Source organism: Novosphingobium sp. AAP1 (assembly GCF_001295765.1).
Classification (GTDB): domain Bacteria; phylum Pseudomonadota; class Alphaproteobacteria; order Sphingomonadales; family Sphingomonadaceae; genus Novosphingobium; species Novosphingobium capsulatum.
In genome coordinates this window covers 113,939-127,051 of the sequence record NZ_LJHO01000003.1, presented here as the reverse complement: position 1 = coordinate 127,051, position 13,113 = coordinate 113,939, and the positions used below count along the sequence as shown (strand labels likewise).

Sequence of the window (13,113 nt, the reverse complement as noted above, 5' to 3'; positions counted from 1 at the left end):
GCTTTGTTCAGGCAGGCCGTGGCAGGGGGGCAGCATCGCTGGCGCGCCACCTGCCACGCAGATCAGATCACGGCGCCGCCGCCGATCCAGCACTGCACCGGCTGCAGGGCGGCGTCCAGCCACACCATATCGGCGCGCTGCCCGGTGGCCAGGGTGCCGATCTCGTCGGCCAGGCCCAGGAACGCGGCCGGCGTGGCGCTGGCCATGCGGCTGGCCATCGGCACGTCAGCGCTGGTCAGCGCCACCATCGTGCGCACCGCGCCCGCCATGTCGAGGCTGGAGCCGGCCAGCGTGCCGTTCTCGTCCTGGCACACGCCATCGGTCACGGTGATGGTACGGCCGTTCAACTCGAACGAACCGGCGCTCATCCCCACGCTGGGCATGGCGTCGGTCACCAGCATCAGTCGCTCGGTGCCTTTCATGCGCAGCGCGATTTCCAGCGCCGGCCCGGCCACGTGCACGCCATCGGCAATGATGCCGCACCACACCGCATCGTTGAGCAGCGCGGCGCCCACCATGCCCGGCGCCCGGTGCTGCAGCGGCGACATCGCGTTGTAGAGGTGCGTCACCCCGGTCAGCCCGGCGGCAAAGCCGGCCTGCGCCTCGACAAACGTGGCGTTGGTATGGCCCGCGCTGATGATCACGCCGGCCGCGCGCAGACGTTCCAGCGCCTGCGGTTCCACCTGTTCGGGCGCGATGGTCAGCATGACCTTGCCGCGCCGCGGGCGGCACAGTTCGGCCAGCAGGTCTTCATCCAGATGGCGGATCAGCGCCGGATCGTGCACGCCCTTGCGCACGGCATTGATGAACGGCCCTTCGATATGCAGGCCGACGATGCCCGGCAGGCCCTGGGCAATGGCGGCATCGACCACGTCGAGCGCTGCGGAAATCGCCGCCGGCGTATCGGTGATCAGCGTGGGCATCAGGGCCGTGGTGCCAAAGCGCGCGTGCGCCTGGGCAATCGTGGCCAGCCCTTCGACGGTGATATCGTTGTTGAGCAGGGCCCCGCCACCGCCATTGACCTGGCTATCGACAAAGCCAGGCAGCAACCAGCCGCCGTCGAGATCAACCACGGTGCCATCAACCGGCACATCGGTCGCAATATCCGCGATGCGCCCGGCCTCGATCTGCACCGTAGCCGCAGGAACGATGCGATCACCCAGCAGGATATGGCCGTTGGTAAACGCCAGAACGGTCATCGCGTGCGGGTCACTTTCGCCAGGAACGGAGGCTCGTCGGGATTGAAACCCCGGCTGATAGATAGCGCATTGACCATGCGATAAAAGCTCGCAATGCGCAGCAGCGGCGCGATCGCCTCGTCGGCGGCCACGGCGGGCAGCACGGTCAGGTTCGGCCCGGCGGGAACGGCTTCAGGCTCGGGCGTGGCCAGGAATACCTGCGCACCGCGTTCGGCGAAATCGGCGCAGACCTGGCGCACGTCGGCCCCGGCCTGGCCGCCGATGTCGAAACCCAGCACCGGGAAACCATCGCGCACGATCGCCATCGGGCCATGGCGCACTTCGGCAGAGCTGAACGCTTCGCCATGTAGGCCGCTGGTTTCCTTGAGCTTGAGCGCGGCTTCCTGCGCGATCGACAGGCCATAGCCGCGGCTGATCAGGAACAGGTTGGTGGCATCCTGCAGGCCGGCGCGGGCGGCGTCCCAATCCAGGGCAAAGCTTTCATCGAGCGCGGCGGGCAGGGTGGCCAGGGCCGCATTCAGCGCTTCGTCCTGGCTCCACGCGGCAACCAGCGCGGCAATGCCGGCCAGCGAGGTGATGAACGACTTGGTCGCCGCCACCGAGATTTCCGGCCCGGCGCACAGCGGCAGGGCCACATCGGCCATCTGCGCCAGCGGTGATTGATCGTTGTTGACCAAGGCCACCACCAGGGCGCCAGCGGCCTGATAGCGCTCTACCGTGGCGAGCATGTCGGGGCTGTGGCCCGACTGCGAAATGGCGATGCACAGCGGCGCGTTGCCTGTCGCGGCGCGCATCGGTGCATCATAGAGCGAGACGGTGGAGAACGCCGCCGAGGCAGTCGGCACGCCGAGCAGCGTTTCGATCATGTACTTGGCATAGGTTGCGGCATGGTCCGACGATCCGCGCGCACAGGTCAGCACCAAAGACGGCGGCGCCTGGCGCAGCCGCGCGCCAAGGTCTTCCAGGGCCTGGGCATTGTGGGCCATGAAGCGGGCAACCGCCGCGCCGGCCTCGGCCGCTTCGCGGTGCATCCAGGTGGCCGTGGCGCCTGCGCCCGGTTCAGGGGAACTTGTGGGCGTGATCAACTTGGCCTCCACGCAATAACCTTTCGGGTTGGTTGAACGATGGGATCGTGGTCTGTCGCGTGCCCTACCGGCAGCGCCGTGCAAGACAGGTTTGTTATACATGCCAGGCAAATGAGTGCAATGGTAGCAAATAGGTATTTTTTTGTCCTTGTGCCGTCTCCCGCACTATATGGCGAAAGCCTTGGTTTCGCTGCAAAGGGGTGGGGCCAAGCCGCTTTCGCATGCGTTGTCGAAACTCTGCAAAGCGCAGCGGCACAAGCGGCATTTTGTGGTAAGGCGCGCGACCTTATATAGCTGATTTATATAAATACCATGACAAATGAGCATGGGGGCTGGCGTCGTCCCGCATACGGTCAGCGGATCGCCAGCGCGGTTCTGCGGGACCAAAGGAGCCATCGTGCGCCGACCCAGTCGTGCAATCGGCCCTGCAATGGTATCACATGCAATTTGCCTGTCATGGCGGCCAGCGGAGTCTGAGGCGCCGTTCCGCTTGGCTTTCCGCAGCTCTCGCCCGCGCGCCGTGCCGGTGTGGAAACGATACCAATTTGCCGCCAGAATCATGGGCCTGGGCGATGCCTAATAACGGCGTGCCGCCTGGCTGCGTAGTCCGGCGCATCGCCGCTTTACGCCGCCTTCAGCGCGCCCGGCTAGATCAGCGGGCCTGCCCAGGCATGGTAAAGGCGAGGATTTATGGCCGGCTCAACATTCTTCATCGGGTCGCTCGACCCCACCTATCGCGACATCGCCCGGGTCGAGGCTGCGCTCGCCAGCGGTGATCTCGGTGCCCGGTTGGCGGTTCCGTTCGGCAATCGCCGCTCCGCCGCCCTGGCCGAGGCGATCAACCAGCTGCTCGACAGCGCCACTGCCCCTGCGCGCGATCTGGGCGCGGCGGTACAGGCCATGGCCAGCGAGCATGCACGCGGCGATATCGACGCGACCATCGCTGCCGATCGCTTCAAGGGCGAATTGCACCAGGTTGCCGGCGCGATCAACGCCATGGTGGGCGAACATATCGCCGTGAAGAAAAAGGCCATGGCCTGCGTCCAGGCGATCGGCGTGGGCGATTTCAACGCGCCGCTCGAAGCCTTCCCCGGCAAGAAAGCCTTCATCAACGAGGTGATCGAAACCCTGCGCGGCAACCTTATTGGTCTGATCCGCGACATGAACGCGATGAGCGCAGCGCACGACCAGGGCGATATCGATGTGGTCCTGCCGATGGAGCGGTATCACGGCGATTTCGCCACGATGGCGCAGGGCATCAATACGATGGTGGGCGAACATATTGCCGTCAAGAGAAAGGCCATGGCCTGTATCAAGGCGTTTGGCGAAGGCGATTTCGATGCGCCGATCGAGCAGTTCCCCGGCAAGAAGGCCTTCATCAACGACAATATCGAAGGGCTGCGCCGCAACCTGCGCGCGATCACCGGCGAGATCGGGCAGTTGATCAAGGCCTCCACCGTGGGCGAGCTGACCCGGCGTGGCGAGGCGCAGCGCTTTTCCGGCGATTTTGCAGGGCTGATCCAGGGCATCAACAGCATGCTCGACGCGATCCTGCTGCCCATCGCCGAAGGCAACCGCGTGCTCGCCAATGTGAGCGAGGGTGATCTGCGCGAAAAGGTGGACATCGCCTGCGAAGGCGATCACCAGCGCATGAAGAACGCCATCAACGCCCTGGTGGACAATCTGCGCACCTTTGCCGGCCAGATCAGCGACGCCAGCGAAACCGTCTCGTCGAGCAGCCAGGAACTGGCCGCGAGTTCGCAACAGGTTTCCCAAGGCGCGGCAGAGCAGGCGGCCGCGAGCGAGCAGGCTTCTTCCGCGATGGAAGAGATGGCCGCCAACATCAAGCAGAACGCCGACAACGCCGCCCAGACCGAAAAGATCGCTCGGCAATCATCCAAGGATGCCGAAAGCTCGGGCGTGGTGGTCAGCCGCGCGGTCGAAGCCATGCGCACCATTGCCGACAAGATCGGCATCGTCCAGGAAATCGCCCGGCAGACCGACCTCTTGGCGTTGAATGCCGCGGTCGAGGCCGCACGGGCCGGCGAGCATGGCAAGGGCTTTGCCGTGGTGGCCAGCGAAGTGCGCAAGCTGGCGGAGCGCAGCCAGACTGCCGCTTCGGAAATCGGCGCCGTTTCGGCCGATACCGTCAAGGCCGCGACCGAGGCGGGCGACATGCTCGGCCGCCTGGTGCCCGATATCCGCCGCACCGCCGAACTGATCAGCGAGATCAGCGCCGCCTGCCGCGAACAGGATATTGGCGCGGCGCAGATCAACCAGGCGATACAGCAGCTTGACCAGGTGACCCAGCAGAATGCCGGCGCTTCGGAACAGGTTTCGGCCACCTCGGAACAGCTGGCCGAGCAGGCGGACGAATTGCAGGCCAGCCTTGGGTATTTCACGCTTGATGCCATCCCGCGCGCGGCACGCCCGGCCGGCGGCGCGCGCGGCGGCAAGGCACGGGCTAAGCCGCCCATCGGCAACCCGTCCGCCCCGCGCGCGCGGCCAGCGCCCCCGGCGCGCATGCCACGGCTGACCGCCGCGGCGGGATCGCTGGGCGATCAGCAGGCCCGGCTCCAGGGCTTTGCACTTGATCTGTCGGCTGGCGGCATGGACGAGGATGACGCCGCGTTCGGCTGACCTGCGGTTCGATTTAGGGCGGGGGCGTAGCGGATGGTTGCGCCCAAGGGCGCTGCGTTGCATGGTAGCGATATCAGCGCGATTGCCCCTGCCGAACGGACCGCCCCATGACCAAGCTGCCTCTTGCGTCGTTTCTTGCCGTGCTTGCCTGCCTGACGCCGGGCTGCCACGCCGCAGCGGCGCCCGATCCGCTGGCGCCCACTGGCCGGTGGAGCGCCAACACGCGCGGGCAAGCCGCCACGCCGCCGATGGGGTGGAACAGCTGGAATGCCTTTGGCGCGGCGGTCGATGAAACCAAGCTGATGGCCTCGGCCCGCTTGCTGGTCGACAGTGGCCTGGCGGCCAAGGGCTATCGCTATGTCGATATCGACGATGGCTGGTGGCTCAAGCGGCGCATGCCCGATGGCCGCATGCTGGTGCGCACGGCCAACTTCCCGTCTGCCACAACGGCCGATGGCGGCACCTCCTTGCGCCCGTTGACCGATCGGCTGCATGCCATGGGCCTGAAGGCCGGAATCTATTCCGACATTGGCCGCAACACCTGCAGCCAGGTGTTCGGCGGCGCGGATGCGCCCAATCTGCCCGAAGGCACCCAGGCTGAGCGCGAAACCGGCCTTTATGGCCATGTCGAGCAGGATATCGCACTCTATTTCCGCGAGTGGAATTTCGACCTGATCAAGGTGGATGGCTGCGGCATCCGCGGGCTTGGGCCAGACAATCCGCGGGTCAAGGCCGGGCTCTATCGCCCGCTCGGGCCGGTGATCGATTTCGATGACCTGCCACGCACCGACATTGCCGAAGTGCGCCGGCTTTATGGCGCGGTGGCCGATGCCTTGGCGCGCACCCGCCCGGCGGGCGACTATGTGCTGTCGCTGTGCCTTTGGGGTTCGGCCGACGTGCGCAGCTGGGGCAAGGACATCGGCAACATGAGCCGCACCAGCGAGGACATCTCCCCCACCTGGGCGCGCCTGCTGCACAACCTCGATACCACGGCGCGGCGCGCGCTCTATGCCCATCCCGGCAGTTGGAACGATCCCGACATGCTGTTCATCGGCAAGGGCGAATTCGATGCCGCGCATATGGTGGAGGCGCGCTCGCACCTGGCGCTGTGGGCCATGCTCAACGCCCCGCTGCTGATCGGGATGGACCTGCGGCAGGCCACGTCCGACCAGATCGCGCTGCTCGGCTGGGCCCAGGCGATTGCGCTCAACCAGGATCGCGCCGGCAACCAGGCCGTGCTCGCCTATGACAGCGCCGAAGTGCAGATCTACGTCAAGACGCTGGCCGATGGCACCAAGGCGGTGGCCCTGCTCAACCGCAGCGCCGCGCCGACCCACGCCACATTGACGGCCGAGCATGCCAAGCTGACCGGAACGATCGCCACGACCGACCTGTGGACCGGCAAGACCGGCAGCTTCACCGGCGAAACCACCGTGCCGCTTGGCCCCCATGAAACCGTGCTGCTCAAGCTGGTGGGCCGCCATCGCCTGGCCAATGGTCTCTATCTTTCGGAAATGCCCGGCAGTGTGAATCCGGCGATCGATGGCGTGGTGCAGCCCCAGCCCGATCCGCTGGTGCATCGCGGCTTGCTGCCGTGGAACGATACGCGCGGGACTGGCGAGCATCCGCGCTATGGCGGCTGGGGCGGGGCGGCGGTCGATACCGGCCCCTATGGCCAGCAGTTGCAGGCCGACCACGAAAAGCTCGATACCGGGATCGGCATCCTGGCTGGATCGCGTATGGAAGTGCGCAACGCCGGCCATGCCCGCTTTACCGCGCGCGTCGGGGTGGATGATGCGGCCTGGGGCAACAGCGGCGCGGTGACGTTCCTGGTCTACGGCGATGGACGCTTGCTGGCGCAGTCCGCACCGCTGCACGCGGGCCATGCGCTGGTGCCGCTTGCGGCCGATGTGCACGACGTGCATCTGATCGAACTGATCGCTCGCCCGGAAAATGCCAGCGTGGCGCCTGATCCGGTGGTGTGGGGAGAAGCCGCCCTGCTCAATTGAACGGCATCGTTCCGTTTTCGCGTGGGGCTGTCATTCTTGCCGCAGAGCCTGAAGATCGATGCCCAGCTTGTTGATCTTGTAGTAAAAGGTCTTGCGCGGCAGCCCCAGCGTGGCGATCGCCGTGGCAATGCGCCCTTGCGCGGCGCGCACGGCGGCGATGATCGCCTCGCGCTCGAAGGCGTCGACGCGGTCTGCCAAGGGTTGCGGGGCAGGCGCAGCATTGTCGCTGCTGTCGGGCGTGACCAGGCCCAGCACGAACTGCTGGGCAAAGCGGGCCAGTTCGTGGGCGTTGCCGGGCCATGCGTGATGATCGAGCCGATCCTGCACGGCGGGCACCAGGCGTGGCACTGGCAGCCGGGCGCGGGCAGCGGCCTCTTGCGCGAAGTGGGCGAAAAGCAGGGGAATATCCTCGCGCCGGGCGCGCAGCGGCGGGATGGCGATGCGCATGCCGGCAATGCGGTGCAACAGGGCTGGGGGCAGGGGGGCGGCAGCCTCGCTGCCTTGGCCGCCCGCGCCGGCCGTGGCAATCACGCGCAGGTCGAGCGGCACGGGCGCCTTGCCCGGCACGGCCAGGGCACGCTCTTCCAGCACGGGCACGAGCAGGTTGTGAAAGCGGCTGCTGGCGCCGTCGATATCGTCGAGCAGCACGGTGCCATAGCTGGCGTGGACCAGGCTGGCCCCGCCCGACAGCGAGAATATCTCGTCTTCCAGCGCCGGCGCCAGACCGGCGCAGTTGATCGTGGCCAGGCGATGGCGCCGCCGCTTGCCGCCCTGGTGGATCAGCCGCGCGAGCAATTCCTTGCCGGTGCCGGTTTCACCCTCGATCAGCAGGTCGAGATCGGCATCGGCGAGCGTCGGGATCATGTCGCGCAGGCGGCGGATGGCCGGGGAGGCGCCGATCAGCGCGCTGCCGCCGCTGTCTTGCGCCAGGGCCTGAAGCCGGCGGTTTTCCAAGGCCAGCGCACGGGCATGGGCGGCGCGCTCTGCCGCCGCGATCAGGGCCTCTGCGGCAAAGGGCTTGGTCAGGAAATCCCAAACGCCTGCCTTTAGCGCATCGACCGCCATGCCAACGTCACCATGCCCGGTGATGAGGATCACCGGCAGTTCGGCGTCGCGGGCATGCAGCGCGCGGAACAGGTCTATGCCCGAAAGGCCGGGCATGCGCACGTCGCTGATCACCAGCCCGGGCCAGGCAGCACCCACCGCCGCCAGCGCTGCGGGCGCGTCGGCAAAGGCTTCCACGGTAAAGTCGGCCAGGCGCAGCAGTTGCGCAGTGGAGGCGCGCAGATCCTCGTCATCTTCGACCAGGGCGATCAGGCGGGCAGGTTCTGCCACCGGCTATTCCGCCACGGCCAGGCTGATGCGGAAACAGGCGCCTGCAGGGCTGGGCACGTGGACCAGGCTACCGGCGAATTCTTCCATGATGTCCTTGGCGATCACCAGCCCCAGGCCAAGGCCCATCGGCCGGCTGGTGGCAAAGGGGGTGAACAGCCGCGCGGCGATATCGGGAGCAAGGCCGGGGCCATTGTCGGCGATGTCCACGTCGACCATCGCGCCATCGCGGCGGATGTCCAGACGGATCGCCGGATCGGCGGTGCCGGCCAGCGCCTCGATCGCGTTTTGCAGCACGATCACCAGCACCTGTTCCAGCCGGGTCTTTTCTGCCCGCACCTGCCAGGCCGGGTCGGGCGCGGGAAGGGACAGCGCCACGCGGCCCAGCTGTTCTTTCAGGATCAGCCGCGCGCCATCGATCGCCTCGGCCAGGGGCACCGCGCCATCGCCCCGGCTGCCCTTGCGGGCAAAGCCGCGCAGATGCTCGGTCACGGCGCCGATGCGATCGGCCAGGCGGGTGATCGCCGCCAGGTTCTGTGCAACTTCGGCGCTCTCGCCGCGGCTGAGCAGCAGCGTGGCGCTGGCGGCATAGTTGCGGATCGCGGCGACAGGTTGCGCGGTTTCGTGGGCGACACTGGCGGTAACCTGGCCCAGCGTGGCCAGGCGGTTGGCTTGGCGCAGCCCTTCGCGCAGCGTAGCGGCGCGGGCTTCGGCCGCGGCGCGCTCGTGTATTTCGCTGCGCAGTTCAGCTGTCGCCTGGGCCACCGCGCTTTCCAACTGGGCAGTGCGGCGGCGCCGTTGCCGGGCGCGTTCCACCAGCGCGGCGGCCACGGCGCCGATCAGCAGCACGATCAGCGCGGTGATCGCCTGGGCCACGCGCACGGCGGGATAGACCGCGCCGGCCAAGGGCAGCGCCAGGTTGACCCGCCAGCCCGCTGCATCTGGCGCCGTCGCGACCGCAAGGTGCGGCGTATCGGTGCCGGCGGGCACCACCATGCCGTCGCGGGCCAGGGCAAAGGGCGCCGTGGGCAGGGCTGCCACACCCAGCGACAGCCGTTCGACCCGCGCCAGGCCAGGATCGAGCGGGGTTGTTGCGGCAAAGCGCCAGGCCGGGCGGCTCGCCACCAGGATCACGCCGGCGCGATCGGTGACATAGGTGATCCCGCCCGCGCGGCGCCACGCGCTTTCGATGCCGTCGAACTCCAGCTTGACCACCACCACCGCCGCCCCGCCGGCGGCGCGGGTGGCGAGGTAGAGCCCAGGCCGGTGGCTGGCAGTGCCCAGGGCAAACTGCTGTGCCTGCCCGGTTTGCAGGGCCTGCTGGAAATAGGGGCGGAAGGTGTAGTCGCGCCCGATGAAGCTGTGCGGCTGGCGCCAGTTGCTGGCGCCAAAGGCCATGCCCTGGCGATCGATCACATAGATCGCCGCCGCGCCGAATTCCTGGGCCAGTGCCTCCAGCTTGCGGTTGAGCGCGGCTTGCGCTGCCGGGGCGGGCGTATGGCCAGGGACAGGCGTGGCTGCCACCAGGTCCCGGTCATCAGCCAGCGCGCGAGGCAGCAGGCGGAACCGCGCGATTTCGCTGGTGAGCAGGGCCTGGCGCAGCCGCAGGTCTTGCCCGGCGCGTGTTTGCAGTCGGGCCAGCATGACATGGCGCGTGATCGCACCGGCCACCCCGGCCGCCGCCATGGCCACCAGCACGGCGGCCACCAGCACCATCGTCACGGCGCGGAATCGGTTCAAACTACCCACGCCAGACGCATAGCATAATGTGTCAAAATCTGCACATCGGGATTTTCGAGTGTGCCGATTTCTGGACAAAGAATGCCATCGCGATTTGGCAAGATTCTGAAAAAGCGTCACTTATTCGGGACGTAGCAAAAGCTTTCGGTGGGCAGGGCCGCCGCCTATGGTAATGGCCGAGCAGGACCGAGCAACGCGCCCTGCCGAGAGGACGAAAGGCTTTCCCACGATGAATTTCGCTGTCACCACTCCGTCTGCGCCCGTGGCCGGGCAGGGGCCACAGCGGCCTCGCAAGTGGTATCGCCACCTCTATGTCCAGGTCTTGACCGCGATTGCCGCGGGTGTGCTGCTGGGGCATTTCTATCCGGCAACAGGTGAAGCGCTCAAGCCGCTGGGCGATATGTTCATCAAGCTGGTCAAGATGGTGATCGCCCCGGTGATCTTCCTTACCATCGTCACCGGGATTGCCGGCATGCGCGATCTGGCGGCAGTGGGCCGCGTGGCGGCCAAGGCCTTTGCCTATTTCCTGTTTTTTTCGACGCTGGCGCTGATCGTGGGCCTGATCGTGGCCAATGTGCTGCGGCCGGGGGCGGGGCTGAATATCAACCCCGCCACGCTCGATGCCGGCAAGGTGGCCGATTATGCCGCCAAGGCGCATGAAAGCACGATCGTGGGCTTTTTGGGCGCGATGATCCCGGACACGTTCCTTTCGGCGCTGACCCAGGGCAACATCCTGCAAGTGCTGGTGGTGGCGGTACTGTTCGGCATTGCCCTGGCCTCGGTCGGCGATCGCGGACAGCGCGTGCTCGATCTGCTCGAAGACGTTTCGGGCGTGGTGTTCAAGCTGGTGTCGATCGTGATGAAGGCGGCGCCGATCGGTGCCTTTGGCGCCATGGCATTCACCATTGGCAAGTATGGCGTGGGCAGCCTGGCCAATCTCGCGCAGCTGGTGGCGGCGTTCTACGTCACTTCCGCGCTGTTCGTGCTCGTGGTGCTGGGCGTGGTCGCGAGGCTGGCGGGCTTTTCGATCCTGCGCCTGATTGCCTATCTGCGCGAAGAGCTGCTGCTGGTGCTGGGCACCTCGTCTTCGGAAAGCGCGCTGCCCGCGCTGATCGAGAAGATGGAGCGGGCCGGCTGTTCCAAGACCGTCGTCGGCCTGGTCGTGCCGACCGGCTACAGCTTCAATCTCGATGGCACCAATATCTACATGACGCTAGCCGCGCTGTTCATCGCGCAGGCGTGCAACGTGGAATTGACGCTGGGGCAGCAACTGCTGCTGCTGGGCGTGGCGATGCTCTCGTCCAAGGGCGCGGCCGGGGTTACCGGCGCGGGCTTCATCACGCTGGCCGCCACGCTGTCGATCGTGCCGAGCGTGCCGGTGGCGGGCATGGCGCTGATCCTGGGCATCGACCGCTTCATGTCGGAATGCCGCAGCCTGACGAACTTCATCGGCAATGCTGTGGCCACCGTGGTCGTCTCGCGCTGGGAAAACGCGCTCGATCATGAACGCCTCGACGCGGCGCTGCACGGCCGGTCGCTGCCGGCCCCGGTGGAACAGGCGCACGCTGCCTAAGCAGCGGCGCATCTAGGGAGAGAAACCATCATGGACCTGCGTTTTTCGCGGCTGCGGGCCGCCACGGCCCCGCTTTGCCTGCTTTCCGGCACCCCGGCCCTGGCCGAAACCACCGCCGAACCGGCTGGCGAAGCCCAGCGCAAGAGCTACGCGGCCGCCTATAATGGCGATGCGGCGGCGGCACCGGGCGGCTATGCCCTGTCACGCTGGGCAGAGGATTGGCGGGTGATGCAGAACCCAGCCAAGCGCGACGATCCGCTCGACCGGCTCAAGTTCATCCCGCTCGATGACGATGGCGATGTCTATCTCACGGTCTCGGGCGAATTGCGCCTGCGCATGAACCTGACGACGAACCCCAACTTGCGCGATGCCCAGGCGCAGCGGCAGGATATCAACCGCGAAACGCTGGGCGCCGATCTGCATATCGGGCCACACCTGCGCTTCTATGGCGAGATTTCGCATGGCGGCATCGGTGGGCGTAACCTGGGCGTTCCGGCGGCCACGCTGCGCAACGACATGGTGCTCCTGCAGTATTTTGCCGAAGCCAACGCGATGGTGGGCGAGGCCGAAGTGGGGGCGCGCTATGGCCGGCAGGAATTTACCGACGGCCCCAACATTCTGGTGTCGCAGCGGGACAACAATACCATCCGCTATACCCTCAATGGCTTTCGCGGCTGGGTCCGCGGGGCCAAGGCGCGGCTGACGGTGTTCGATCTCAAGCCCACGGCCTATGGCGACCTGGGCACCGATGATGACGTGATCGATCCCGCGCGGCGTTTCTCCGGGGTGACGGCGGGGTTTGTCCTGCCCAAGACCACGCTGGGCGGCTCGCAGCTCTATCTCGATCTGTTTGCCTGGCGGCGGCGCAACCTGGTGGGCACCTGGGGCGGGCGGATCGGCCCGGCCACGCGCTATTACGCCGGGGCGCAGCTGCGCGGCGATGTCGGGCGGCTGGGGCTGGACTGGTCGGTCAACCACCAGTGGGGCACGTTCATGAACCAGGGCATCGATGCCTGGCAGGCGTTCCTGGCGCAGACCTGGCGGATCGGCAACGGCCCGGCCAAGACCGCGCCGCGCATTGGCGTGCATGTCGACTATGCCAGCGGCGGTGGCGGCTATGGCCAGGGCAAGCTGCGCAATGCCTATGCTCCGTTCGGCAACAACATCTATTTCAGCTATCAGCTCTATCTCACCCCGTCGAACCTGGTTGCGGTGACGCCGAACGCCAGCTTTACCCCGTTTCGCAATGCGCGGATCAGCGCGGAATACGAACTGGCCTGGCGCGATGATGTGCACGACGCGGTCTATCGCGCCAATGGCCAGCCCTTTGCCGGCACGCAGAACGGGCGCGGGCGCAAGATTGCCGATGTGGTGCGCGCGCAGATGGTGTGGAACGCCACGCCGCGCCTGACGCTGACCGGGCGCTACGAACACCTGATGGCGCGCGCGGCATTGACCGATGCGGGCTATCGCAGTTCGGATTTCATTGCCGGCTGGATCAGCTACCGGTTTTGAACCGCTGCGTTGGCGGGCAT

At 66.8% G+C, this 13,113-nt stretch carries 8 protein-coding genes; 4 read left to right on the top strand and 4 right to left on the bottom strand.

Features of this window, described 5'->3' with window-relative positions; all coding sequences use genetic code 11:
• Window positions 1-62 precede the first annotated feature (62 nt).
• Both nagA and IP65_RS07865 read right to left on the bottom strand, forming a co-directional pair.
• Window positions 63-1,199 carry an N-acetylglucosamine-6-phosphate deacetylase gene (nagA, locus tag IP65_RS07870; RefSeq protein WP_054131331.1) on the bottom strand — a complete coding sequence of 379 codons (1,137 nt, stop codon included), beginning with the start codon at window positions 1,197-1,199 and terminating at the stop codon, window positions 63-65.
• A complete protein-coding gene (locus IP65_RS07865; protein WP_051146320.1) occupies window positions 1,196-2,230 on the bottom strand; it encodes an SIS domain-containing protein in 1,035 nt (344 codons plus the stop codon). The genes nagA and IP65_RS07865 overlap by 4 nt, the downstream gene beginning before the upstream one ends.
• A gap of 744 nt (window positions 2,231-2,974) precedes the next feature.
• Between IP65_RS07865 and IP65_RS07860 the strand changes: the two genes are divergently transcribed.
• Together IP65_RS07860 and IP65_RS07855 are read left to right on the top strand one after the other, a co-directional pair.
• Window positions 2,975-4,924, top strand: coding sequence for a methyl-accepting chemotaxis protein (locus IP65_RS07860; protein WP_054131330.1), 1,950 nt, complete (start codon window positions 2,975-2,977; stop codon window positions 4,922-4,924).
• A gap of 107 nt (window positions 4,925-5,031) precedes the next feature.
• Window positions 5,032-6,933: an NPCBM/NEW2 domain-containing protein gene (locus IP65_RS07855; protein WP_054131329.1), complete on the top strand. Its 1,902-nt coding sequence runs from the start codon at window positions 5,032-5,034 to the stop codon at window positions 6,931-6,933.
• 30 nt (window positions 6,934-6,963) lie between these two features.
• On the opposite strand, the gene IP65_RS07850 is transcribed toward IP65_RS07855, so the two are convergent.
• The gene (locus tag IP65_RS07850) at window positions 6,964-8,268 is read right to left on the bottom strand and encodes a sigma-54 dependent transcriptional regulator (RefSeq protein ID WP_054131328.1); all 1,305 of its coding nucleotides are present in this window, start codon (window positions 8,266-8,268) and stop codon (window positions 6,964-6,966) included.
• Between the two features lie 3 nt (window positions 8,269-8,271).
• Entirely contained in the window at window positions 8,272-10,014 is a 1,743-nt protein-coding gene (locus IP65_RS07845) for an ATP-binding protein (protein ID WP_369801245.1), read from the bottom strand.
• Between the two features lie 220 nt (window positions 10,015-10,234).
• On the opposite strand from IP65_RS07845, the gene IP65_RS07840 reads away from it, so the two are divergent.
• The gene (locus IP65_RS07840) at window positions 10,235-11,578 is read left to right on the top strand and encodes a dicarboxylate/amino acid:cation symporter (RefSeq protein ID WP_054131326.1); all 1,344 of its coding nucleotides are present in this window, start codon (window positions 10,235-10,237) and stop codon (window positions 11,576-11,578) included.
• A 30-nt stretch (window positions 11,579-11,608) separates the two neighbouring features.
• Window positions 11,609-13,093 (top strand): alginate export family protein, encoded by a 1,485-nt coding sequence (locus IP65_RS07835; protein WP_054131325.1) that lies wholly within the window; start codon window positions 11,609-11,611, stop codon window positions 13,091-13,093.
• The last annotated feature ends 20 nt before the right edge of the window (window positions 13,094-13,113 follow it).